The organism is Salinimicrobium soli (assembly GCF_048323655.1).
Lineage (GTDB): Bacteria > Bacteroidota > Bacteroidia > Flavobacteriales > Flavobacteriaceae > Salinimicrobium > Salinimicrobium soli.
The window spans coordinates 703,521-726,428 of sequence record NZ_JBLUWW010000001.1 but is presented as its reverse complement, the minus strand read 5'-3'; the positions used below and the strand labels follow the sequence as shown (position 1 = coordinate 726,428).

At 43.3% G+C, this 22,908-nt stretch carries 24 protein-coding genes; 9 read left to right on the top strand and 15 right to left on the bottom strand.

The features are described 5' to 3' along the window. The first annotated feature begins 37 nt into the window (after window positions 1-37). From ACNORC_RS03380 to ACNORC_RS03360, 5 genes are all read left to right on the top strand, one after another. Complete coding sequence (locus ACNORC_RS03380; RefSeq protein ID WP_418334177.1) at window positions 38-520, top strand: GNAT family N-acetyltransferase; 483 nt, start codon at window positions 38-40, stop codon at window positions 518-520. Beyond that, on the top strand, window positions 517-1,767 hold the full coding sequence (locus ACNORC_RS03375; RefSeq protein ID WP_418334176.1) for an aspartate kinase: 1,251 nt from the start codon (window positions 517-519) through the stop codon (window positions 1,765-1,767). Before ACNORC_RS03380 ends, ACNORC_RS03375 begins: the two co-directional genes overlap by 4 nt. A 19-nt stretch (window positions 1,768-1,786) precedes the next feature. Continuing rightward, window positions 1,787-3,604 carry a GNAT family N-acyltransferase gene (locus tag ACNORC_RS03370; RefSeq protein WP_418334175.1) on the top strand — a complete coding sequence of 606 codons (1,818 nt, stop codon included), beginning with the start codon at window positions 1,787-1,789 and terminating at the stop codon, window positions 3,602-3,604. 100 nt (window positions 3,605-3,704) lie between these two features. Beyond that, window positions 3,705-4,355, top strand: coding sequence for an SDR family oxidoreductase (locus tag ACNORC_RS03365; RefSeq protein WP_418334174.1), 651 nt, complete (start codon window positions 3,705-3,707; stop codon window positions 4,353-4,355). 75 nt (window positions 4,356-4,430) lie between these two features. Beyond that, window positions 4,431-4,631: a YwbE family protein gene (locus ACNORC_RS03360; RefSeq protein WP_418334173.1), complete on the top strand. Its 201-nt coding sequence runs from the start codon at window positions 4,431-4,433 to the stop codon at window positions 4,629-4,631. A 27-nt stretch (window positions 4,632-4,658) separates the two neighbouring features. Here the strand turns inward: ACNORC_RS03360 and ACNORC_RS03355 are convergent, their stop codons facing one another. Both ACNORC_RS03355 and ACNORC_RS03350 read right to left on the bottom strand, forming a co-directional pair. Then, window positions 4,659-5,852: an MFS transporter gene (locus ACNORC_RS03355; RefSeq protein ID WP_418334172.1), complete on the bottom strand. Its 1,194-nt coding sequence runs from the start codon at window positions 5,850-5,852 to the stop codon at window positions 4,659-4,661. An 80-nt stretch (window positions 5,853-5,932) separates the two neighbouring features. After that, the gene (locus ACNORC_RS03350; RefSeq protein ID WP_418334171.1) at window positions 5,933-7,513 is read right to left on the bottom strand and encodes a M61 family metallopeptidase; all 1,581 of its coding nucleotides are present in this window, start codon (window positions 7,511-7,513) and stop codon (window positions 5,933-5,935) included. A gap of 277 nt (window positions 7,514-7,790) precedes the next feature. On the opposite strand from ACNORC_RS03350, the gene ACNORC_RS03345 reads away from it, so the two are divergent. From ACNORC_RS03345 to ACNORC_RS03335, 3 genes are all read left to right on the top strand, one after another. Continuing rightward, window positions 7,791-8,732: an aldo/keto reductase gene (locus ACNORC_RS03345; RefSeq protein ID WP_418334170.1), complete on the top strand. Its 942-nt coding sequence runs from the start codon at window positions 7,791-7,793 to the stop codon at window positions 8,730-8,732. A 76-nt stretch (window positions 8,733-8,808) separates the two neighbouring features. Beyond that, complete coding sequence (locus ACNORC_RS03340) at window positions 8,809-9,504, top strand: SDR family NAD(P)-dependent oxidoreductase (protein WP_418334169.1); 696 nt, start codon at window positions 8,809-8,811, stop codon at window positions 9,502-9,504. Between the two features lie 5 nt (window positions 9,505-9,509). After that, the gene (locus ACNORC_RS03335; protein ID WP_418334168.1) at window positions 9,510-10,508 is read left to right on the top strand and encodes a Gfo/Idh/MocA family protein; all 999 of its coding nucleotides are present in this window, start codon (window positions 9,510-9,512) and stop codon (window positions 10,506-10,508) included. 134 nt (window positions 10,509-10,642) lie between these two features. Here the strand turns inward: ACNORC_RS03335 and ACNORC_RS03330 are convergent, their stop codons facing one another. The 3 genes from ACNORC_RS03330 to ACNORC_RS03320 form a co-directional block, all read right to left on the bottom strand. Further along, window positions 10,643-11,227 carry a TlpA family protein disulfide reductase gene (locus ACNORC_RS03330; RefSeq protein ID WP_418334167.1) on the bottom strand — a complete coding sequence of 195 codons (585 nt, stop codon included), beginning with the start codon at window positions 11,225-11,227 and terminating at the stop codon, window positions 10,643-10,645. Between the two features lie 155 nt (window positions 11,228-11,382). After that, entirely contained in the window at window positions 11,383-11,760 is a 378-nt protein-coding gene (locus ACNORC_RS03325) for a hypothetical protein (protein WP_418334166.1), read from the bottom strand. Window positions 11,761-11,923: 163 nt separating this feature from the next. Beyond that, window positions 11,924-12,229, bottom strand: coding sequence for a hypothetical protein (locus ACNORC_RS03320; RefSeq protein WP_418334165.1), 306 nt, complete (start codon window positions 12,227-12,229; stop codon window positions 11,924-11,926). 90 nt (window positions 12,230-12,319) lie between these two features. Between ACNORC_RS03320 and ACNORC_RS03315 the strand changes: the two genes are divergently transcribed. Further along, window positions 12,320-12,670 (top strand): DUF2200 domain-containing protein, encoded by a 351-nt coding sequence (locus ACNORC_RS03315; RefSeq protein ID WP_418334164.1) that lies wholly within the window; start codon window positions 12,320-12,322, stop codon window positions 12,668-12,670. A gap of 67 nt (window positions 12,671-12,737) precedes the next feature. Here ACNORC_RS03315 and ACNORC_RS03310 read toward each other — a convergent pair whose 3' ends face one another. The 10 genes from ACNORC_RS03310 to pth form a co-directional block, all read right to left on the bottom strand. After that, on the bottom strand, window positions 12,738-13,691 hold the full coding sequence (locus ACNORC_RS03310) for a 2-hydroxyacid dehydrogenase (RefSeq protein ID WP_418334163.1): 954 nt from the start codon (window positions 13,689-13,691) through the stop codon (window positions 12,738-12,740). A 6-nt stretch (window positions 13,692-13,697) separates the two neighbouring features. Further along, window positions 13,698-14,063 carry a cupin domain-containing protein gene (locus tag ACNORC_RS03305; RefSeq protein WP_418334162.1) on the bottom strand — a complete coding sequence of 122 codons (366 nt, stop codon included), beginning with the start codon at window positions 14,061-14,063 and terminating at the stop codon, window positions 13,698-13,700. Window positions 14,064-14,144: 81 nt separating this feature from the next. After that, complete coding sequence (gene mgtE / locus ACNORC_RS03300; protein ID WP_418334161.1) at window positions 14,145-15,497, bottom strand: magnesium transporter; 1,353 nt, start codon at window positions 15,495-15,497, stop codon at window positions 14,145-14,147. Continuing rightward, window positions 15,481-16,329, bottom strand: coding sequence for a 16S rRNA (adenine(1518)-N(6)/adenine(1519)-N(6))-dimethyltransferase RsmA (gene rsmA, locus ACNORC_RS03295; protein WP_418334160.1), 849 nt, complete (start codon window positions 16,327-16,329; stop codon window positions 15,481-15,483). Before rsmA ends, mgtE begins: the two co-directional genes overlap by 17 nt. Before the next feature lie 33 nt (window positions 16,330-16,362). Further along, the gene (locus tag ACNORC_RS03290) at window positions 16,363-16,671 is read right to left on the bottom strand and encodes a DUF4286 family protein (protein WP_418334159.1); all 309 of its coding nucleotides are present in this window, start codon (window positions 16,669-16,671) and stop codon (window positions 16,363-16,365) included. Between the two features lie 27 nt (window positions 16,672-16,698). Continuing rightward, window positions 16,699-18,498 (bottom strand): tetratricopeptide repeat protein, encoded by a 1,800-nt coding sequence (locus tag ACNORC_RS03285; protein WP_418334158.1) that lies wholly within the window; start codon window positions 18,496-18,498, stop codon window positions 16,699-16,701. 129 nt (window positions 18,499-18,627) lie between these two features. Then, window positions 18,628-19,899, bottom strand: coding sequence for a serine--tRNA ligase (serS, locus tag ACNORC_RS03280; RefSeq protein WP_418334157.1), 1,272 nt, complete (start codon window positions 19,897-19,899; stop codon window positions 18,628-18,630). Window positions 19,900-19,973: 74 nt separating this feature from the next. After that, entirely contained in the window at window positions 19,974-21,293 is a 1,320-nt protein-coding gene (locus ACNORC_RS03275) for an HTTM domain-containing protein (RefSeq protein ID WP_418334631.1), read from the bottom strand. Beyond that, window positions 21,283-22,221, bottom strand: coding sequence for a bifunctional riboflavin kinase/FAD synthetase (locus tag ACNORC_RS03270; RefSeq protein WP_418334156.1), 939 nt, complete (start codon window positions 22,219-22,221; stop codon window positions 21,283-21,285). Before ACNORC_RS03270 ends, ACNORC_RS03275 begins: the two co-directional genes overlap by 11 nt. A 9-nt stretch (window positions 22,222-22,230) precedes the next feature. After that, a complete protein-coding gene (pth, locus tag ACNORC_RS03265) occupies window positions 22,231-22,854 on the bottom strand; it encodes an aminoacyl-tRNA hydrolase (RefSeq protein WP_418334155.1) in 624 nt (207 codons plus the stop codon). Window positions 22,855-22,908: the final 54 nt, after the last annotated feature.

Here is a 22,908-nt window from a genome sequence, read left to right as displayed (position 1 = left end):
AAAATCAATTTCTATTTTTGTCGTTTAAACCACAGGTATGGGAAACATTATTAGAAGAGGGAAAAAAGAAGATATGCCGGCAGTTCTGGAACTCATTAAGGAGCTTGCGGCTTTCGAAAAGGAACCCGACGCGGTGGTAACAACGGTGGAGACTCTGGAGCAGGAAGGTTTTGGAGACAACCCTTTATTTCAGGTCTTTGTGGCTGAGGTAGACGGGAAAATTGAAGGCATGGCCCTGGTCTACTACAGGTTCTCGACCTGGAAAGGCCGCACCCTTCACCTGGAAGATCTTATTGTTCGTGAAGAAAAAAGAGGATCGGGGCTGGGAAATGCCCTGTACCGAAAAGTCATAGAGTATGCCAAAGAGCAGGGCCTGAAAAGGGTGGAATGGGTGGTTCTTGATTGGAATCAGCATGCAATTGATTTCTATGAACGCAGCGGAGCTACCGTTCTGAAGGACTGGTATACTGTACAGATGGATGAAGACGGGATCACAAAATACGTTGAGACAGAAGCATGAAAGTATATAAATTCGGGGGTGCCTCAGTAAAAGACGCAAAAGGAGTCAGGAATGTGCTAAAGGTGCTGGAAACCAACGGCCCAAAAAACAAGCTGGTCGTGATCTCTGCAATGGGAAAGACCACCAACGCTCTTGAGGAGGTGGTGAACGCTTACCTTCATGATCAAAATGTCCAGGAGGCTCTGCAACCGATCAAAGAGTACCATCATGAGATCATGCTGGAGATCTTTGAACACCGTGATGCGCCTGTCTTCCAAAAAGTAAAAGATTTCTTCGCAGACCTAGAGAATTTTCTCGCTCACAACCGTTCAGAAAATTACGATTTCGTCTATGACCAGATCGTGATCTATGGTGAATTGTTGAGCACCACCATCGTTAGTTCCTATCTTTCTGCGGAAGGGATGAAGAACACCTGGCTCGATGCCCGTAATTGTATAAAGACTGACAGCACCTACCGGGATGCACAGGTGCAGTGGAAAGAGACACAGGAACGAATTATTGAACAGGTAGATCCACAAGCACTAACCATTACACAGGGCTTTATAGGAACAGACGAAAATAATTTCTCCACCACCCTGGGAAGGGAAGGAAGTGATTACACCGCGGGGATCTTTGCCTACTGCCTCAATGCAGATGATGTCACCATCTGGAAAGATGTGCCCGGAGTGTTGAATGCCGATCCGCGGGTGTTTCGTAATCCAAGCTTACTGGAGCAGATCTCCTATGAAGAAGCCATTGAACTTGCTTTTTACGGGGCTTCAGTGATCCACCCTAAAACTTTACAACCCTTGCAACGCAAGGAAATACCACTTTATGTACGCTCCTTTATTGATCCCGTAACCCCTGGGACCGCAGTAAAAAAAGGACAACCAATCCTACCTAAAATCCCCTGTTTCATAGTTAAAAGGAACCAGGTGCTCATCTCCCTTTCATCGTTGGATTTTTCATTCATAATGGAAGAAAATATCAGCCACATCTTCAATTTATTCCATAAATTTCAAATGAAAGTCGATCTTATTCAGAATTCTGCTATAAGTTTCTCGGTTTGCGTTGACAATAAATTTAATAACTTGGAGAAGTTAATTAACCAGCTGAAGGCAACTTTCAGGGTGACTTATAATACCGGTGTGTCCTTGTATACCATTCGCCATTTCGATGATACGGCCATAACAGACCTTGAAAGAGAAAAGAAGATCTTGCTGAAGCAGACCACCAGGGAGACGGTACAGATCGTTGCCATTCCCTGATAAATGAAAACATATAACAATGGGAATTGTAAGCTCTAAAGAAGTTGCCAAGGTCATGAACCTGGATAAATTCGGATTTCTGGGAACCTCTATGGGTTGGCTGGTACTTCATACCACGAAACTTTCAGTGATCAATAAAGAATATGAAAAGAGAAAATATTTACCTGCTTCTCAATTCATTGATTCCATATTAAAAGCCTTTGAGATCAATTTTGAAATCCCCGAAGAAGACCTGAAGAGAATTCCCAAAACAGGCCCTTTCATAACTATTTCCAATCACCCGCTGGGGGGAATTGACGGAATGATCTTAATGAAACTTTTGCTGTCACAGCGGGAAGATTTTAAGGTGGTCGCAAATTTTCTGTTACAACGTATTGAGCCGTTGCAGCCGTATATTATGGCGGTAAACCCTTTCGAAGATCATAAGGAGGCACAATCCAGCATTAAGGGTATCAAAGATGCGATCCTGCACCTGAAGGAAGGAAAACCTATCGGGATATTTCCGGCGGGAGAGGTATCCACTTACCGCGAAGAAAAAATGATCGTAGACCGGCCGTGGGATCCTGCCGCCATCAAGCTGATCCAGAAGGCAAAGGTTCCGGTGATCCCTATCTATTTCCACGCTAAGAATTCGGCCTTCTTCTATAAGCTGGCTTCGCTGAGCGATATACTGAGAACGGCCAAATTACCGAGCGAGATGCTCACTCAGAAAAAAAGGAAGATCAAGGTTCGGATAGGAAATGCCATATCCGTTCAGGACATTGAGGAGATCCCGACAGTGGAAAGTCTCACTGCCTTTTTACGCCGAAAGACCTATATACTGGCGAACGCCTTCGAAAGAAAGCCATTTTTCAAAGGCATTCCTAAGAACATTAAAATTCCCAAGCCACCAAAAAAGATCGTGGAAGCCACTTGTGACAACCTGATGATCGAGGAGGTGGAAACCTGCAGGAAACTGGACAAGCGCCTGCTGGAGAGCAAGAACTACGAGGTGTTCCTGGCCAAAAAGGAGATCATTCCGAATATATTAAAGGAAATAGGTCGCTTACGGGAGATCACTTTTAGAGCTATTGGTGAAGGCACCAACATGTCTACAGATCTAGACAAATTTGACGATTACTACTACCACATGTTCCTGTGGGATAATGATGCCAACAAGATTGCCGGGGCTTACCGGATGGGAATGGGCTCCGAGATCTATGAGAAATACGGGATCAACGGTTTTTATTTGCAGGACCTGTTCAGGTTTGAGCCGGAACTGCACAAGATGATGAGCGAGTCCATCGAGATGGGCCGGGCCTTTATAATAAAAGAATACCAGCAGCGCCCCATGCCGCTGTTCCTGCTATGGAAAGGGATCGTGCATTGTACTTTGCGCTTTCCAATGCATAAGTATCTTATTGGCGGGGTGAGCATCAGCAATAAATTTTCAAACTTCTCGAAGTCGCTCATGATCGAATTTATGAGGTCTAACTACTATGACCCTTATGTGGCGCAGTACGTGCGGCCGAAAAAGGAATTCAAGGTTAAGCTGAAAGACGACGACAAGGACTTCGTCTTTGACGAGACCAAGGCCGACCTCAATAAATTTGACAAGATCATAGATGAAGTGGAGCCGGGAAGTCTGCGTTTGCCTGTACTTATCAAAAAATATATCAAGCAGAACGCGAAGGTGGTGGCTTTTAACGTAGATCCTTTGTTCAATGACGCGGTAGACGGGTTGATGTATATCAGAATTGCCGACCTTCCGGAAAGCACCGTAAAACCGGTCATGGAAGAGTTCCAGCAGGAGCTGGAGAGAAAGGTGACCGAAATGAGGAAGAACCAGGGTTCCTAAATGAAATAGAAGAATATTTAAAATGACAGGCCGGAATACTCCGGCCTGTTTTGCATCTCCCCTTCAGGAATCGTATCTTTCTGTTCCTAAAAATATACAAATGGAAAAGATTTTAATTGTAGGTGCCACCGGCAGCACCGGAATACGTATCATAGAGATCCTCAACAATTCTCAAAGTTTCGAACCTGTAGCCATGATCAGGAAAGAAGAGCAGAAGGCGATGTTTGATGACATGGAAGTGAAATGGGTGTTGGCAGACCTGGAGCAGGAAGATTTTTCCGCAGCGCTAAAAGGCATTAAAAAAGTCATTTTCGCAGCAGGTTCCGGAGGTGATACAGGACCGGAGAAAACCACTGAAGTCGATGAAAAAGGAGCTATCAAGATCATTGACGCCGCAAAAAAGGCAAAAGTGAAGAAGTTTATCATGCTGAGCTCTATGGGTGCAGATGAGCCTTCCAAAAATCCCGATCTTGAACATTATCTCAAAGCGAAGGCCGAAGCTGACAAACACCTGAGGGAAAGTGGCCTCAATTATACCATTCTGCGTCCCGGAAGACTTTCTGACGATATGGGTACCGGCAAGGTTGAACTGGCACCTAAACTCGGTAAAATGGGAGAGATACCACGGGATGACGTGGCTTTTCTTTTGATCATGTCCCTGGCTGATCCACTGGTGCAGAACATGACCTTTGAAGCCATTGAAGGGGAGGAGCCTATTAAATCGGCGATGATAGAATTGAGTAAGTCCTAGTCAAGACCGCAGCGCTGTAAACATGTAGATTTTAAAAAATTATTCGTGCATTCGTGGCACCTTAATAACCTATAAATGAAACCGACCAGGAAAGATCTCACTCCCGGCAGCCGCGTCGCTATAGTGCAGAAGCACGATCAGCGCAGCGGAAGGCTCACCGAAGGCACAGTGGCCGATATACTCACTAAATCACCTGCACATCCCCATGGAATCAAAGTGCGGCTGGAGACTGGCGAGGTTGGCCGGGTTCAAAAGATAATTGATACTCCTGCCTAAAAAATTTTCAGGAATCATTCCGAAGAATTAACAGCTGCCAATGCGTTGAGAATTCAGAATGATCAGCACCATTAGTCCGCTTATTCCGGCTATGAGGTATTCAAAAGAGACTCCGGCATCCATCAGCAGTCCCACCACCAATGGCCCCAGCGCCGTGCTGACTACCGAAAACATGGTGAACACGCTTCTTATGGCTCCCAATTTTTCGGTGCCATAGAGCTCTGCGATCAGAGAGGTCTTTACCGTACCCGAAACTCCCATGGTAATACCGGCGGTCACCAGGAAGAGCAGTGCGCCAATAATACTGTTCATGAAAGCAAAAGGCAGCAGCCCTATAGCTGCAGGAATGAGATAAAACCTGAAAAGCTTTTTTGCAGTGTACTTATCTACCCACATTCCTCCAAAAAGGGAAAACAGAAAGCGGGTCACTGCATAGACGGTGAAAAAGGTGGCATACAGATGAACCGACCATCCTTTGTTCTCCACAAAAACGTATTGATAAAAGAAAATGGCCGTGGCTGAAAAACTCCAGATGAAGCTTGTCGGCATCATAATTCCAAAGCGCCGGTCAAAAACTACTTTTTTATAATCTTTTAAAAGGGAGAATGCCGAAGGCTTTTCAGCAGTGGAGAGGCTGGCATCAAAAGTTCCCAGATCTGTGAATTTAAGGCGGAAGAGGTACAGCAGCAATACAGAACCACTAAGGATCGCCGCCACCCGCCAGTCCCACCAGGCAATTAGGAAAGAAATGATGAGTGGAAAAATAGCTTCCCCTACTGAAAATCCGAGGGAAGAAAAGCTGAGGGCTTTTCCGCGGTTGCGCCCGTATTGTTTTGACATGATGGTCATGCTAATGTGCGTCATTAGTCCCTGACCCGTAAGCCTTAGACCGGTAATGGCGAGAATTAGCCATAATACATTATTGGATAGTCCAAGAAGAATGCTCGAAAGGGCCAGACCTACTACGGTAAAAGCAGTGATCTTTTTCACCGGAATGTGATCAACGGTATGACCAACAGAAAGCATGATAAAAGATGCCGCCACGGTGCAGCCGGCGTAGATCGAACCAAAGGTCCCTTCAGAAATGGCAAAAGACCTTAAAATTTCCGGCACGTAAAGGGAGATAAGAAAGGTTTGTCCAAAGGCTGAAAGAAAGGTAAGCAACCAGCCAAAGCTCACCGTTCTGAAATTTCCTTTGATGAAATAGTAGAAGTCCTTCAAAAATGCCTTTTTTCAGTTCAAAGATGCAAATGTAAAAGGCTTTCTGCGGAAAAAAAGGATTGATACAGGAATTCTATAATTTATAAATTAGTACTCCACTTTTCAAAGAGAAATTGCTGCTCAGCCGTAGGTGTTGACACTGGAGTTAAGGTATAAGTAGCCGGGTCGTATTGGATCCCGATCTTGCTGAAATAATCCCCAATAGGAAGTTCGGTTGTGCCTTTGATATAATTCTCAATAAAATCACCAATTTCGGGATAGGTCATGGCTACGAAGATATCAAAGAACTGATCATCCTGAAACTCATTTTCGGGACCGTAACGATCTACCAGGTCCAGAATAATTTCCCTAAGGCCCGTTTCTCCATTGGAAAGTTCGAGTAACCGGATGTCCAGTAAGGCTGCTACGATCGCACCCCGGTAATAAATATTGGAATATTGTTCTCCACCTTGCGGAGTATAAGATTGAAGACTGATGTCCACCAGGCTGTAAGATTTATCAAAGTTATTCTCGTTTACATTGATATAGACCTTGAATACCTCAAGCAGATGATTTAAACTTATTGAATTGTTCCTATAGCGCATAAACCAGGCTGCCCAGTTGGTTACACCTTCATAAAGCCATAGATGACGCGACGGGGTGGGCGTGACAAAATTAAAGTCTTCAATGATCTCACTGTGGATATTAAGCGGAGTAATAATATGGAAAAACTCATGTGCTGCGGCATATTTTATCCAGGCGCTCTCTTGTGCGGCCGGGCTTTCTTCAATAACGTGAACCGAACTATAAGAGTGTTCAAGAGCTCCTAAAGTTTCTTCCCCCTCAAAATGATACAGAAAACTATAGCGATCGACAGGAAGTTCACCTAAAAAGGCTTTGGCGTCATCCATAACTTCCTCTATTTGAACCTCAATATCAGATGAAGAATTTACACCGGTTGCTGAATAGGTCCAGATATCGATATCGGTTTGATCAATGCCGATGGAAGCAAAAGTCAGGTTTCCTAATAAAAGGGGCGAATCGGCTAAATGATCATAATCTGTAGCTACGTAATAGCCATTATCATTCTTGGATAAGGCGGTACCTACAGACCAGGTCGAAGGATGATCAATAGAAACAACGTATTGTTTTTCTTTGAGCCCCGTGGGATAACCCAGAACGGCGAAGGTATTAACGAGGCTATGATCTTCTTCAATTGAGGTGCCGCCCATTCTGTAGATCATATCTGCCGGGTTTACTTCATCCCAGGTCTCACGGATCTCATATTCAATAATAGCCGTGCCGGCAGGATTTGCAAGCTGCCACTGGTTAGTGGAAAGTTTAGAAACTTCAAGCGGTTCGTAATCTTTATTGAAAGCTTTAAAGTCGCTTACATAATTTCCGAAATTTAGGAGGTCATAGGTGCCCGGAGCAGTGGCGGCAAATTGAAAAATAGCGTTCGCCTCTGTGAGCCCGTCAACAAAGACGCGGACTTTAAAACTATCACCTGAACGGTCGTTAAGGTTGATATTGTAAAATACAGCCTCCTGCAGGGAAACTGAAGCTGGTGCAGAAGGAACATCCGGTTCAACAATTGGATCGCCACCGTCATCGGTCGCGCAGGATAAGAGAGTGAATAATAAAACCAGCACGGGCAGATTAAACAGGTGAAGATTTTTCATGAAGCTGAATTTCAGGTGTTTATATTATCAATAATAGAGATTAATTTCTTAACTGCCTTACGGTTTTCCATAATTGCCCTTTCCGGAGTTCTATCATTTTACAGAAGTACCTCAATTCTTGCCATCGATTGATCGTAATGAAACCAATGACAACCTCAATTCATGAGAAAAATCAGGGATTGGAAAATGCATTTTTGATACCTTTAAACCTCTTTAAACAATTCCTGATATTGGAAGCAAAACCCAAAAGGTTTAGAGAAAACCACTCAAAAGATTCATGAAATACAACAGATATATTAAAAATTCAGTCCCGGTTTCGGAGATCGGACTTGGCGCATGGCAGTTGGGAAAGAATTCGGGATGGCAAGACCTATCGGAAAAGGAAGCTGTTGAACTGGTGGAGAAATCATTGGATTACGGCATCAATTTCTTTGATACAGCACCAAATTATGGATTTGGGACCGGCGAAGAACGATTAGGTAAGGCACTAAAGAGGGTTGACAGAAGTAAGATCGTGATCAATACAAAATTTGGACATTCTGCTTCGGGGGTTACAAATTATAATTCCGATAGCATTCGGGAATCTTTAGAGGGAAGTCTCAAAAGATTACAGGTTGATCATGTTGATTCGCTCATTATTCATAATCCTCCTTTCGAGTATCTGGATGGCAATAAAAATGACCATTACGAGATCCTGGAGCGGTTGATCGAAGAAGGTAAAATAAAAGCATACGGCGCTTCTTTAGATACTTCCGAAGAAATGAAGCTCTTAATGGATACCACCAATGCTGAAGTTATTGAAGCATTTTACAATATTCTTCATCAGGATACCTCACGGGCATTCCCTATGGCACAGGAAAAAAAGGTTGCCATAATCGCAAAGATCCCTCTCGATTCAGGTTGGTTGTCGGGAAAATATAATTCTGAAAGTACCTTTAACGACGTGAGGAGCCGTTGGTCCCGGGAAGAAATTCAAACCAGGGCTCAACTTGTAAATAAAGTCAGGGAAATTCTTGATGGGCAAGATCATCTTTCACAAAAAGCAATTTCGTTTTGCCTTGCCCATGAGGCCGTGTCTACAGTGATACCGGGAAGTGTAAATCTCGCCCAGTTAAAAGATAATGTCGAGAGCATAAACAATCCGCTGTCCAGGGAACTTGTTGAGAAATTGGAGGATTTTTACTTAAATGAAGTAAAAGATCTAAACCTTTCCTGGTAAAATTCTTCAGAAATAACTGAATGAAAACCGGAAGAATAATTAGGGAAACCACAGAAACAGAAAAAAATTTAGTTCAATGATAGATTTAAAAGGAAAAAATGCCCTGATAACAGGATCCAGCCGGGGAATAGGACAACAAATAGCAATTGGGCTTGCTCAACACGGTTGTAATATAATCCTTCACGGTAGAACCCAAAAAAGCACCGAAGAGACACTGAAAATATTAGAGGAATATGACGTTAAAAAATATCAGGTCTTTGGTGATTTAGCTGATGAAGATCAGACCACCGATCTCATAGATCAGGTCAAAGCCCTGAATATCCCGGTCGATATTTTGTACAATAATGCAGGAATTATGCGACCGTATCGTCATGATATTTGGTCTCACACTACAGAGGACTGGCTGGAAACTTACAAAGTCAATGTTGTGGCCATGTATAAACTATGCAGTGCCTTTATTCCTTCTATGATCAACAACAATTTTGGAAGAGTGGTTAATACCACCTCCCGAATAATGGATCAGCCGCAGTTAGCTCCGTATGGTGCCTCAAAATGGGCAGTAGATAAATTAACCCAGGATATTGCAGTAGCATTAAAAGATACCGCTGTTCGGATCAATTACCTGGATCCGGGATGGTTAAAGACAGATCTGGGTGGGGAAAATGCTGAAAATCCTGTGGAGGCTGTATTACCGGGAGCCTTAGCTCCTGTTTTAGTAGAGGATGATGCGCCAAATGGTCAATTTTTCTCTGCTATGGATTATAAATCCTGAAACCCATGAAAAGAAAAATCAATTGGGGAATTTTAGGATTAGGAAAAATAGCAAATAAGTTCGCTTCCGATCTGCAGCTTTCCCCAAATGCAGTCCTCTATTCAGTGGCATCCAGAAATGAGAAAAAGGCTAAAAGTTTCAGTGAGAAATATAACTCCGTTAAGTTCTATACCTCCTATGAGGAACTGGCAGATGATCCGCAAATAGATGTCATATACGTCGCTACACCACATTCTTTTCATTTCGAGCACACCATGATGTGTTTAAAAAAAGGAAAGGGCGTGCTGTGTGAGAAACCCATGGGATTAAATTTTCCGGAAGTAGAAATGATGAGCAGGGAAGCCCGGTCCAGGAATCTGTTTTTAATGGAAGGGATGTGGACACGATTTATACCGGCAACCAACAAGCTGTTAGAAATTTTAGAGAATAAAGAGATCGGTGATGTATTGTTTATGCGCGCTGATTTTGGATTTAAAGGTAATACCGATCCTGAGGGAAGACTTTACAATAAAGAACTGGGAGGCGGTTCTTTAATGGACCTGGGAATATACCCCATCTATTTAAGCATACTGGCTTTAGGGATCCCTCTTGAGATCAAGAGCACAGCCCGAATGACCACTACCGGTGTGGATGCTTACTGCTCGATGCTTTTGAATTATGAAAATGATGCAAAAGCCATTCTGGAAACGACCATAGAAGCTGACACGCCTACTGAAGCATATATTTATGGAAGTAATGGATCGTTAAAACTTCACAGAAGTTTTCATCATTCCGAAAAGATTACAGTTTCCCGGGACGGACACCAGGAAGTCTTTAACCTTGAATATAACGGAAATGGATTTATTTATGAGATAGAAGAAGTAAATGAATGCCTTAGGAATGGGAAGATCGAAAGTTCCAAATTACCCCTGAATACCAGTCACGAGATTATTAAAATAATCGACAGAATTAAAGAGGACATAGGTCTAAAGTACGAATCGAAACTACCGACTAAAAATTTGTAAAGGCCAAGTGGAGATGGAATAATAATTTCATTCTTCAGTTTCCCCGAATTTAAACTCCAAAAACAGGAGAGGATCAAAAAAGTCATTTTTGAGAGGTATTCCGCAATTTGGGTTATTCATTGTTGTACACCGTTTTAATTTAGGTATTTTATTATTTCCTGTTCAAATTCAGGGCGACTTGGTCTTAGATTAGAATTATTCAAAATTAATCCCTGAGGAGAAACGAAGATATATTTAGGCAGACCAATTAAGACCTCTTCTTTGTTATTTATTAAAATTTTTGAATAGACTAAAGAGAAGAAAGCGTCCTCTTCTCGCATGCCAAACCAATAATTCTTCCCTGTCCAGTTTTTTTCAGAGATAAAGTTTTTCCATTCATTAAAGTTCTGGTCAATTGATATAGAAATAAATTCTACATCTGAGCTTTTGTATTTTGTTGCTAACCTCTTAAACACGGGAGCTTCTTTTAAACATGGAGAACACCAGGTAGCCCAGAAATCGATTATCAAAAGCTTTCCTTCAAATGATTTGATGTCTACTGATGAACTATCACTAGTTGTGATTTTTCCATTTGGAATTGTTTTTCCAGTATTGACTAGATCTACTCTCTCAATTTTGGAAAGAGAAGAAATGTCTACTTCTTCATTGGCTTTATTTATATCAGAGTTGTTTTTACAACTGTAGCAAATGATTATTAAAAAGAAAAGGTAAATCTTCATGTGTTGGTAAAATGGTGTACAACGTCCCGAATAACGCAAGTCGCGGGATGGACAGAAAAAACTGCCCGTTAAACTCTATTTTAAAAGGTATTCAAAAATGTCATTTTTGACAGGTATTCCGCAATTTGTGTTAATCGTTGTTGAGCACAGTGTTGTCAGAGTTCATTCCATTTTTTAATTTTTTCATTTTCAAAAGTGTCACTTGTGAGGTAAATTTCCTTTTCACTATCGATAGCTATTAGCTCGCTCCCATTTATAATCCGTTTAATTAAGTGGATTACTTCTTTCAGTTCGTCCTGAATTTCATTTGCGCCGAGTTGGCTCATATGCATATGCCATACACAATCTTTATTTTGGTCAAATCCGATTGTTATTTCTTTATCTTGGGTTGAAACCCACAGAAGGACTGTTTGATGCGGACTGGGAAATTCCACTATATAAACATCATTTTCGAACCTTTCGTAGTCAGAAAAGTAGGGAAAAGAGCTAAGAAGTTCTTTTCGAGCATACATTGAATAATTTTCTTGTGTCATTAACCCAAGATTTCCGGTTTACATTGTGTACAACGTTCCGTATAAAAACAGTGCGAGCTGGCGAGCGTGATTGTCCGCAGGACAATCAGGCGTTGCAAACGAGCAGGAAGCTTCGATTCGAGACAGGTTTTAGCATTTTTTTTATACGTTGTTACCCAAAGTTTTATTTTTTAAAGCTTATCCATAATTCGATTGAGAAAAAGAAAACTATAAGTAATTCGATTAGGTGAAACAACCATTTTGTCGGGATCAGTTTTATTAAAATAAAATCTACTATCAGACCTAAAAGTCCGAGTGAAATCAGTCCGATCATTCCCACCATTCCCCAACCTTCTTCATAAGTCAGAACTTTCCAATTAAGTAATGCAAAACCTAAACAGCCAAAAATGTAAATTAGGGAGTAGACTTTTAAAATTGTCAATTTTTTCACTTGTCCGCTCACATCTGAGGTGGTTTTAAGAGTGCTCATTTTTCAAATTTTGGGTAACGTAGTAATAAAAGTACTCTAAAATAGCATTTATGACTACCTTTATTACCCAATAAAATTAACGGCTTTACAATGAAAACCCACCGCATCTTTACTACGTCCTTTGCAAGCGTCTATCCACATTACGTCAACAAGGCAGAGAAGAAAGGCCGTACAAAGGAAGAGGTGGATACTATTATTTGCTGGCTCACAGGCTATAGCCGGGAAGAACTACAGCAAAGGCTCGATCAAAAAACCAATTTCGAAGAATTTTATGGCCAGGCACCCCAGATAAATCCAAACGTTTCAAAAATTAAAGGAGTGATCTGTGGTTACAGGGTGGAAGAGATCGAGGATCCACTCATGCAAAAGATAAGATACCTGGATAAATTAATAGACGAACTGGCAAGAGGAAAGAAACTGGAGAAAATATTGAGAGAGTAACACAAGGCAAAGAGTAAAAGTTACGTTCGAAATTACCAATCTGACAAAGTCATTGAAAAAGCCGGATCTATTCCCCGGCAGCCCCAAAGTGCTCTATGATCTTTGTGGCAATCGTATCTGCGAGCTTGCGGTGAGATTCCACGGTCCAGCCTGCAACATGCGGACTCAGCAGTACGTTTTCCATCACCAGTAGCTCTTGCAGAGCTTCGGGCATTACTTCAGGTCCTGTAAAAAGGTGTTCAAAAGAGGATTTTTCATACTCCAGTACATCCAGGCCTGCTCCCAGGATCTTTTTGTTGTTCAGGGCCTCCACCAGGTCTGCCGTGACCACACTTTTTCCGCGCGCCGTATTGATGAACCAAAATGGCTTTTCAAAAGCATTGATAAATTCAGAATTTACCATCTGGTTGGTGAGCTCGGTCCAGGGAGTGTGCAGGCTTAACACATCAATTTCCTGCTGCAGTTCATGCAGAGAGACCTGCCGGGCATATTCGTCACCCACGCCATCCAGAATGTCATAACAAAGCACCTTCACATCGAATCCCCGGAGTTTTTTGGCGAACGATCGGCCCATATTTCCGTAGCCAATGATCCCCACCGTTTTCCCTTCCAGCTCCACTCCCCTGTTGGCTTCGCGGTACCAGAAACCTTCCCGCACCTGCCTGTCGGCTTTATTAAGGTTGTTGAATAGAGAAAGTAACATTCCCAGCGCATGTTCTCCCACCGCGTTGCGATTACCTTCGGGTGCAGAAAAAAGAGCAATCCCCCGCTTTTCGGCATATTCTACATCAATACTTTCGAGTCCCGCGCCTACCCGTGCAATGAATTTCAGGTTGGGAGCTGCATCCATGAATTCTTTATTGATACGGAACCTGCTTCGAATTACAATTCCATCATATAAATGTTGATTTTCAAGGATCTCCTCCCGGCTTTGATTGTAGGCTTCAATATTGTGATGGCCCGCTTCCTGAAGCCGGTGAATAAGAGTAGGATGATTACTGTCTGCGTGCAGAATGATCATGAAAAATCAGATTTTTGGATAGTCAGATTGGGTGAGGCTGTCTTTTACGTCTCCGGTATGTTTGGTGCTGAGCTTTTCGAACAGCATGATATGCACTTCCTCCCCATCTTTGGTCATGGGACAATGTTTTAATCCTTTTGGAACTATGATGATCTCTCCTTCCTTAACGGTTTCGGTGTGATCTTCAAACTGAAGGTACAGCGTTCCTTTTAATACCTGGAACAATTCATCTTCCTCATCATGCTGGTGCCATACAAACTCATCTTTGACCTTTGCCACCAATACCTGCATATCATTCACCACGCCTATTTGCCTTGGGTGCCAGTGATTGCTGAAGCGAGTTAATTTTTCTTTTGGATCAATAGCTTTCATAAAATGGCATTTTTGACACCTCTTCCTGAAGAAGATCTACTAAGGTAAAAAATTTGAGCCGGGAAAAACGAGCGACAGGTCCTAAAAACCTAAGATCATTTTGGCGATGGTAAAGTAAATAAGGATCCCGAAAATGTCATTACTGGTAGTAATGAAAGGCCCGGTTGCCATCGCAGGATCGATTCCGAATTTATCCAGAATAATAGGTACGAACGTTCCAATTAGCGAAGCGATCACGATCACCGAGATAAGCGATATTCCCACAGTCAATCCAAACAAGAAATCAAATCCCAGCAGGAAAATTCCGCCTACAATGAGTAAAAGAGCGAGGGCAGCTCCATTTAATAAACTCAGAAGTATCTCTTTAATAAGCCGGTTCAACAGGGAACCGCTTAGACTTTGGTTGGCGAGACCTTGCAATACAATAGCCGAAGATTGTACACCCACATTCCCCGCCATCGCTGCGATGAGCGGAACAAAAAAGAACAAAGCAGCATGTTCCTGCATTGCGGCATCAAAAGTCCCTAAAACAGTAACAGAGACAAAACCTCCCAGCAATGCGAGGATCAACCACGGTAATCTCGCCCGGGTAAGCCTCAGAATGGAGTCATCGGCCTCTACATCTTCAGAGATACCCGCCGCCATCTGGTAATCTTTTTCGGCCTCATCCCTGATGAAATCCACAATATCGTCAATCGTGACACGACCTACCAAGCGACCCATCTCGTCGACTACCGGGATCGCTTCAAGGTCATATTTCTGCATGATACGCGCTACCTCATCTCCTTTGGTATGCACGTTCACATAATCAACTTTAGGGATGTAGATGTCGCTGATATTTGCTTTACTCGGTGCGGTAAGCAGGTCTTTCAGAGAAAGTCTACCCTTCAGTTTCCCTTTATCGTCCACTACATAGATGGAATGAACCCGGGTTACATTCTCAGCCTGGGCGCGCATTTCAGTCATACAACCAGTCACACTCCAGTTCTCATTCACCTTAACAAGCTCCTTAGCCATTAATCCCCCGGCAGAATTCTCATCGTATCGGAGCAGTTCTACAATGTGCTCGGCATGTTCCTCATCAATGATCTCCCCAATTACCTCCTGCTTTCTTTCTTCGGAAAGTTCGGCGATAATATCGGCAGCATCATCGGTATCCATGTTCTCAAGCTCCTCGGCGATCTCTTTCGCCGAAAGATTGTCGAGAATACGCTCCCTCACGTCTTCTTCCAGCTCCATAAGAGCTTCAGAAGTCTGGGTGCTGTCCAGTAATTTTATGATGTAGGTAGCCTCGTCGAGAGTAAGTTCATCAATGATCTCGGCTATATCGGCATGGTGGACTTCCTCCAGCTGCAGTAACAGTTCATCATCTCTGTGTTCTTCAATGAGATGCTGAATGTTTTCAATGTATTCGTCATTAATCTCGAACTGCATGGGGTTCAATTATTTGGGTCAATTCAATAAACTGTGTGGTGCTTAGCTGCTCCGGCCGCTGCCCAAAGATACTATCTTCTTTAATATTTTCAGGAAGATCAAAGCTTTTAAGGCTGTTTCGAAGGGTTTTTCTGCGCTGCTGAAAAGCGGTCTTTACCACCCTGAAAAATAGTTTTTCATTACACGGCAGTGAAAAATCCTCTTTTCTGCTCAACCTCAACACTCCACTGTCCACCTTTGGCGGCGGATTGAACACTGACGGCGGCACGGTGAACAGATATTCAGCCTCATAAAAAGCCTGTACGAGTACAGACAAAATTCCGTAGGTCTTGCTGCCTTCCTTTTCACAAATTCGCTGAGCTACCTCCTTTTGAAACATCCCTGAAAATTCGGGAATATACTGCCGCAACTCCAACATCTTAAAAACGATCTGGGTAGAAATATTGTAAGGGAAATTGCCTATGATGGCGAATTGCTCCTGCCCAAAGATCTCACTGAGGTCATGCTTCAAAAAGTCCTTTTCGTGTACCTTCCCCTGCAACTGAGGATAATGCTCCTGCAGGTAAGCCACACTTTCTGTGTCAATTTCAATTACGTGGACATCTATCTCCTTCCGCAGGATATATTTAGTGAGCACTCCCATCCCCGGACCTATTTCCAACACATGTTTGTATCCGGAATAACTAAGGGTGTCGCCGATCTTTTCAGCTACATCTTCATCTTTCAGGAAGTGCTGCCCAAGATGTTTTTTTGCTCTAACCTCTCCTTCAGCTTCTTCATGACTGGGCCGCTGTCCTTTTCCAGGACTGTATTTTCGGAAGTTCTTTTTCATGTACCGGATTTTGACCTGTGGCCATTGAAATTATTACTGTTCGCTAACAACCTGAAGTTCGGTCCTGAAAGCAACAAATTTTCCTTCAAAAGGTTTTGTCTTTGCACGAAGTGTAGCGGCATCTTCGTCATAGTACCGCTGCAACATTTCCTTACTTTCGGTAGTATATTGGACCGAATAGGTGATGCCACCCATTTCTTCATTCACCATAACGCGGGTCATAAGGGCCCTGGAAAATTTTCCCGTATCAAGCATTTCCGGAATGTGTTCCTTTTTCATCCATTCCACCCATTCATCGTGAATATCTTCCTGTATATTGATCGTAACGTTGTAAATGTACATATCGTGATTTTCTAATTTTTTGGCACCCTATTCCAAAGCATCTCCCCTGAGCCTGCGGAATTTTTTCCGGGCGTCGACAAAGTAAATACTATCGGCGTAATTAAAGACTATTTTTTCATAAAAGTCCCGTGCCTTTTCGGGTTCATCCAGTTCTCTCAGGTATAATTCGGCTAACCGGAAGTGGGCATTATCAGCCAAAACACCATCATTATAATATTCTATCAACTTCAGATAGTTTGCTTCAGCTTTTTCATAAGCCCCCTGTTCCTCATACAATTTACCTTGGGCTAAAAGGGCGTCATCCTCTATCTTTTCTCCTTTATGCTGCAGCAAAACACTATCTAGTAGTTGAATTGCTTCGTCTTCTTTCTTCTGAAAAGCCAACAGTTCTGCACGTGCATATTTCTTGAGGGCTGTTTGAGTAGAATCTTCCAGGGAATTTTCGGAGATCAACAGGCTCAGTTCCATAGCATCATTCGCGATCAACTGCGAAGTAGCTGCTTTCAACACATCCAGCTGAATCACCGCCCATTTAAAATCTCCTTTGTAATAACTCGTTTTTGCCACCTTGAACCTCGCCATCTGTGCAATCACATCATTCTCTACCAGGTTTTGGACCTGGGTGAAATAGATCAAGGCTTCGTTGAACTTCTCATCCAGCACAAGTATGTCTGCAAGTGCCATTTTTACTGCCGCCTCTTCAAACTTTTTCAGCTTGTTCTTTAAATAACTTTTTAAAAGCTGCTCCCCTTCCTCCACCCGGCCATCTTTAAAAGCGAGGAAATTGGCAAAGTCAATTTGTAGGGAAAGAGTGCTGAAGCCGGTGCCGTAAGTTTCCAGAAGCTCCCGGTATGAGGTTTCTATTTCAGCATACTTCTCCTCCGGAAGAATATCCTGAAGAATATTCAGCCGCAGCTGATGTGCCTGGATCTTTATGTCTTCCTGCGGAGTTTCCTCAATAATGAAATTCAGGACCTCCAGGGCGGTTTCAGATTCTCCTTCCTCCTTTGCAAGGGTAGTAAGCTGCATTATGGAACCTAACCCCTGGTCGTTACGCCGGTAAATAGCTTTCTCCTGTAAAAAGGCTTTTTTATATTCCTTTTGTTGGACAAAGAGCCAGCTGAGCATCTGGTTAAAAAGAATGTTCTGGTCTTCCTGAAGTTTCTTCAGCAGCAGATTTTTGAAAATTACATTGGCTTCATTAGTGGGATCGTCTGTAATAAATTGTCCATAGATCCTGCTCACGCCGGGCAACAACCCGGGATTTAAAGCCAGAACATCAATATAGTTGCTGAACATCTTTTCCAGTTCTCCCTGCTCGCCATACAACCTTGCCAGCTGCACGTGGTATTCGGCATCAGGATTCATTTTCATCCCCAGCTCATAAGCCTTCACGGCCCGGTCCAGGAGACTGTATTTTTCAAAGGTGCGGGCGATGGAATAGGCGTAGTTCGGGCGGGATTCGATGGCGCGCAGTGCTTCATCATAGAACTGTGCCGCCTGCTCGTTCCTTTTCTGGAGTTCGTAATTGTGACCCAATTCTACCAGGTAATGCGGAGCATTGGCGGTATTATTTATGCGCTCCTGTAGTAATTCTTCCGCTTTTTCAAATTGTTCAAGTTGCTGGTGAGTAGCGATAAGTCCGGCAAAATGTGACGCATTCCCCGGTTCTTCCTTAAGTAACTTTTGATAGATGTTCAGAGCTTTTTCAAACTCTCCGCGGTCAAAATAATTTTTTGCCAGCTGTTCGGTTTGCGAAAAGCCGGAAAAGGGTAAGAGGAAAAATAAGAGGATGACGTAGAGGATGCGCATGCAACTATTTTTCATAAAGATAAGGATTTGCACTTTACATGTTGAAGCTGAGCTTATTATTCTGCCAAAAATGGCTGTCTAAAAAGCAAAAAGACCTCACTGCGGCGCAAGCCGGGTGAGGTCACTATCTTTAAGATTCAATTATTAATTGATCAGATCAAAGCCGGTATACGGCACCAGTACTTCCGGAACCCTGATCCCTTCCGGAGTTTGGTAGTTCTCCAGGATACCCGCTAAAACGCGAGGCAGGGCCAAAGAACTTCCGTTGAGGGTATGGGCCAATTGTTTTTTACCGTCTGCAGTTTTGTAGCGCAGCTTAAGACGGTTCGCCTGGAAGGTCTCAAAATTAGAAACTGAACTTATTTCCAGCCAGCGATCCTGTGCAGTGGAAAACACTTCAAAATCATAGGTGAGCGCCGAAGTAAAACCAAGGTCTCCGCCACAAAGTCTCAGAATGCGGTAAGGCAATTTCAACTCCCGCAGGATATTCTTGACGTGCTCTACCATAGTATCCAGTGCAGCATAGGAATCTTCCGGTTTCTCGATACGCACGATCTCTACTTTATCGAACTGGTGAAGGCGGTTAAGACCTCTTACATGTGCCCCGTAAGATCCGGCCTCTCTTCTGAAACATGGCGTATATCCTGTGCAGGCAATTGGAAGATCAGCTTCAGAGAGTAATTCATCCCGGTACATGTTGGTCACCGGTACTTCAGCAGTAGGTATCAGGTACAGGTTATCTTCGGTAACATGGTACATCTGGCCTTCTTTATCAGGCAGCTGTCCTGTTCCATACCCGGAAGCCTCATTCACCATCAGCGGCATTTGGTATTCGGTATACCCCACTTCCACGTTTCTGTCGAGGAAATAGGCGATCAGGGCGCGTTGTAAGCGGGCACCTTTGCCTTTATATACCGGAAAACCTGCTCCCGTGATCTTATTCCCGAGTTCAAAATCAATGATATCGTATTTTTTGGCAAGTTCCCAGTGAGGCAGCGCATCTTTCTCCAGTTGCGGCACCTCCCCTTCTTTATAGACCTCCTCGTTATCTTCTTCGGAAGCACCCGCAGGCACTATCTCATTCGGAATATTGGGAATATTGTACAGGTGCCTGTTCATGGCAGCCGTGGTCTCAGCCAATTTTTCAGCCAGCACTTTAGAATTCTCCTTGAGTTCTGATGTCTGTTCCTTTAAACGGTTCGCCTTTTGATGTTCACCGGTCTTGAACAACATTCCTATCTCCTTGGAAAGTTTATTTGATTCGGCCAGGGTCTCATCCAGTTCGGTTTGAGTCGCGCGCCTTGTCTCATCCAGTTCCAGCACTTCGGAAAAGATCTGAGAAGCATCAAAATTTCTCTTTTTTAAGGCCTCAATATATGCCTCTTTATTCGCCCGAATATTGGCTACCTGTAACATAAAATCCTGTTTTTTGAAGGTTTACTGAAGTGAATTTTCAGCTTAAGGCACAAAAATAACAAAAGCCCTGTACTTTATTCCATGGAAGAAGGCAAAATCCAGGGGGAATGGCTAAAATGACGCCATTTTTCAGCAGCCAGGTCAACCGAAGGGTCAATATACGGCTGATAAGGTCTCCCGTTGATGCTTACTTTGCTGTCAACATAGACCTCTATTTTTTTACCTTTTTCGGCATATTCTTTTTCCAGTCTTTGTGCGAATTGCCAGATAAGATCAGGCTTTGCAGGTAAGGAGCGTAATTGCTTGGTCGATAAGTAATCCTCAAGATTGACAAAAATGGTATCCCTGCGCTTCTCTTTGTCCACCACCTTAAATTGAATTACTCCGCCCTTAGACCTCAGCATCATACGCCAGCTCAGCCTGTGCCCTTCCTCTGTCCACAGCACATCATCCTGAAAGAACCAATGTCTTACGGGAAGTGCTATCTGTACCACAAACCAGATTCCCAAAAAGGAAATCAACAGTATCCGGTGTCGCGGAACGATAATTTCGCCTTCTGAATAATATGGCTTCTTCCACAGAAAAAGCCGGTTGATCTTTTCCGAAGGGAAAAAGAATAAAGTGAAAGCCAGCGCCAGGTAAGGAAAGATCCCAATGTGGAAAATAAAACTGTTGAACAGGTGAAAAAAGACGGCAGCCAAAAAGGCGAAAATCCGGGTGCGCTTCCAGAGCAACAACGGAATGATCAGGAGGTCAAAAAAGAATCCGAAGTAGGCAATGCTGTAGTGCACCCACTGCTGCTGTAGGAAATCACCCACCAGCCAGTAATGATGCCGCGCACGCATGAGAAGCCCCGGTAAAGTTGCATCCCACCAGTCCGGGTATAACTTGGCAATAGCCGCGTAGGTGTAAACGATCCACATTTGAAGCACAAGCAGCAGCCATACCCATTGAGGCATGTGCGTCTTCTTTATTTCAGGATTCATCCGGGCATCAACTGAGGCATATCGGTGAGCCGGCAAGAGGATCATTAAAAAGCACAACAACATCAATAAGTAGTAGTGGTTGTTGTATGAGGATTTTTGCATGAGGTAGACTGATGCCCACATCACTGTATAAACGGAGATACTGATGCGGTATTTAAAACCGATCATAACAAATACTCCCGCCAGTCCCATTACCGCGTAATACCAAAGCATCCCGTTACCGGGAAGCGGTTGCAGAAATTCGAATCCGATAAAATTAAAGGTGAAATTGGGTTCGAGAAGGACTCTTTTGATCCATCCGGAAAAAATAGCCCCAAAGGCCTCTATGGCTAAAAGGGCTCCAAAAATGATCCTGAAAACGACCAGGGCCGAATTATCAATTTGTTTAAAAAGCCATTTATTGAGCATAATTATCCCGTATATACTGCCTGCTGAAAGCTTCATCCTGTTTCATAGCGGTCTTAAGGCCTTCAATGGTCTCAAACTTCTTCTCATCCCTGATGCGGGTGAGTAGCTGAATACTGAGATACCTGCCGTAAAGATCCATTTCCAGATCAAAAAAGTGAGTTTCAATGGTCTTTTTTGTTCCGCCAACCGTTGGGTTGGTGCCAATATTCATCATTCCAAAAACAGGAATACCCTCTATCTCTGTGCGTACCACATACACACCATTCTTAGGGATAAGCTTATATTCTTCTTTTACTTCCAGATTAGCAGTAGGATAATTGAATTCCTTCCCCAGGCCTCTTCCTTCCACCACAGTTCCGGCTAAAGCGAAGGGATAACTCAAGTACCGGTTCGCTTTTTCCACCTGCCCTTCGAGCAACGCCTTCCTGATCTTGGTAGAACTCACCGCCACTTCCTCGATGTCCTGTTTGGAGATCTCTTCCACATCAAACCCGTATTCAATCCCAAATTTCCGAAGGTCGTGAATATCTGCAGTGCGATTGCGGCCAAACCTGTGATCATATCCAATAATGATCTTTTTGGCTCTCAACTTATTCACCAGGATGTCCCTTACAAATTCGCGTGCGGTTAGCCTTGAGAATTGCTGGGTAAAAGGATGAATGATAAGGTGGTCTACGCCACTTTTTTCAAGGATCTCCCTGCGTTCATCTATGGTATTAATGAGTTTAATATCGGCATCCTTCTGCAACACCATCCTTGGATGCGGAAAAAAAGTAAGTATAGCAGACTCGAGGTTGCTCATTTTGGCTGTATTTACCAGCCTTTCAATTATCTTTTGATGACCCACATGCACTCCGTCAAATGTGCCAATAGTAACAACGGTGTGATGGTCACTGTTAAAAGCGTAAGCTCCTTTGTGTTCTTTCAAGACAACTGCTTATTTTCCGTTAAAGGTATTCATTGTATTGTTAATTCCTGCAGTGCCAAAAGATTTTATAAGCTCTACAGATTTCTTCAACCGCTCGGGCAGGTTCTTTTCCTCTTCCTCATCCCACTCGCCCAGCACATAATCTACCTGCCGGCCTTTAGAGAATTCATCACTGATCCCGAAACGGAACCTGTTATAGTTGGTGGTACCCAATTGCGCCTGAATATCTTTCAGCCCGTTGTGGCCACCATCGCTTCCTTTGGTCTTTACCCTTATGGTTCCAAAAGGAAGGTTGAGATCATCAGTGATCACCAGCAGATTCTCCAGTGGCACTTTCTCTTTTTGCAGCCAGTAATTCACGGCTTTCCCACTTAAATTCATATAGGTGCTCGGCTTCAGCAAAATAAAAGTGCGGCCTTTGAATTTATATGTGGCGATATCGCCCAGTTTTTGGGTCTCAAAGCTGAGATCTTCCTGCTGCGCCAGGTAGTCCAGCACCTTGAATCCAATGTTGTGTCGGGTATGATGATATTTGGGGCCAATATTTCCAAGCCCAACGATCAGAAACTTCTTCATAGGGGGAATTTCTTCTTTTTTCTCTTTTCCAATCAGTCTTCCGAAGAAAGAAAGCATAGTTTCGTTTTGGTAAAAATAAAAAAGCATCCCGAAACCGGGATGCTTTTATGA